The sequence below is a fragment of the Paenibacillus alkalitolerans genome, assembly GCF_016482785.1.
GTDB lineage: Bacteria > Bacillota > Bacilli > Paenibacillales > YIM-B00363 > Paenibacillus_AE > Paenibacillus_AE alkalitolerans.
Window position 1 is genome coordinate 1 of record NZ_JAEMXM010000067.1, and the last position, 805, is coordinate 805.

Here is an 805-nt window from a genome sequence, read left to right on the forward strand (position 1 = left end):
GCAGTCGCGAAACGGTTTATGGTTCTCGGCATGAAGGTCACACTTGTGGATGAAAAACAAGCCACCGTTAAATTGCTCAAAGAATATGACATCGTCTATTTCTCTCCGACCGTGAACGAAAAGTATGTCAAGGACGGTCAAATGAAAGGTCTCGACAAGCCGCAAATTTACGGCAAGAGACAAGGTATGGCCGGCATTAGTCTGGCTCCTCCTCTGAAGCCGGAAGAAGATGGGGACGACGAGGAAGAAGAAAAGGAAAAAACAAGATTCATTTCCTTTAAGGACCCTAAACATCCGTTCGCAGTCGGTCTCAGTTCCCCCTCAAAAGTAGAAGTGTTCAGGAAGGTTGATGAAAAGAAGGACAACATGATACAGCTTGGGGTTGCCGGCACAAAAATGGGAAAAAATGCGAAAGTGGTCGCAACCGTCGAAGGCAAACCGAACGAACCGTACATTTACCTCTACGAGAAAGGATCGAAAGCGGATGACGGCAGCGTCGTGCCCGCACGCATCGCGTACGCTTTCGGAGCCATCGGATTCCACAAGCAATTAACCGATGACGGATGGAAGATTTTCACCAACATTATCGTTTGGGCCCTGCAAAAACAATAACCGGAAAAACATAAAAAGCCGTCCATTGTCCGAAGATTCATTCATATGAGGGGATAAGATCAGTGAAAAAATTTCTAATGAGTCTCATGATCGTTTTCATGGCCGTATCGATGGTTTCCGTTGCCAACGCTGCTTCAGCAGCAACGGAGGTCCAAGTTTATTTCAACGGTGAGCAGATCCAATTTGACGACGC

The 805-nt window shown here is 46.8% G+C and carries 1 pseudogene; it reads left to right on the plus strand.

Annotated elements, in window-relative coordinates:
* Nucleotides 1–612 (plus strand): annotated as a pseudogene (locus JET16_RS29775) (hypothetical protein); the annotation flags it as partial.
* Between the last annotated feature and the right edge of the window lie 193 nt (nt 613–805).